This is a genomic window from Gluconobacter sp. P1D12_c, from assembly GCF_018812105.1.
In the GTDB taxonomy this organism is placed as follows: domain Bacteria; phylum Pseudomonadota; class Alphaproteobacteria; order Acetobacterales; family Acetobacteraceae; genus Gluconobacter; species Gluconobacter oxydans_A.
This window is the reverse complement of the sequence record NZ_JACSIQ010000130.1, coordinates 1-663: the sequence shown is the minus strand read 5'-3', so window position 1 is coordinate 663 and position 663 is coordinate 1. Positions and strand designations below refer to the sequence as shown.

The following is a 663-nucleotide window of genomic DNA, read 5'->3' as shown; positions in this document are numbered from 1 at the left end:
GTCCGATCCGTTTCATTCCGCCTTCCTGGCACAGCTTTGTCAGGCCAGAGGGAACAGTCATACGACAGGCTTACGAACTCTGTGTTCTGACCCAGCTGCGCGAGCGTCTGCGTGCCGGAGACATCTGGGTAACGGAAAGTCGCCAATACCGCGCATTCGMCACCTACCTTCTTCCGGAAGCCACGTTTGCAGCGATGCGCGCGCAAGGACCGTTGCCTCTGGCGATCAATGCTACGGCTGACACGTTCCTTTCTCAACGGCGTGCAGTGCTGGAAACCGCGCTGAACCGGGTGACGGCTCTTGCCAGGAAGGGCGAGTTGTCACAGGTCCGGCTTGATGCACATGGTCTTGTGATTTCGCCTCTGAAAGCAATTACACCCCCTGCTGTGGAAGAGTTGAGGCGGGCGGCTTACGACCGGCTGCCACGCATCAAGATTACTGATCTTCTGCTGGAAGTGGACCGCTGGATCAGCTTCACCGACTGCTTTACCCATCGCCGTTCCAGCCGTGTCGCGGATGACAAAAACGCCCTGCTGACGGTGATCCTGGCGGATGGGATTAATCTTGGTCTGACACGCATGGCCGACACCTGTCAGGGTGCCACCCTGCGCCAGTGGGCGCATCTGCCTGACTGGCATATCCGCGAGGCCGGATACGCCGAAG

General features: G+C 59.2%; 1 protein-coding gene. It reads left to right on the top strand.

Going from position 1 to position 663, the window contains the following annotated elements:
* Positions 1-663: Tn3 family transposase (locus KP705_RS15930; RefSeq protein ID WP_215764939.1), on the top strand; the 663-nt coding region annotated here is incomplete at both ends.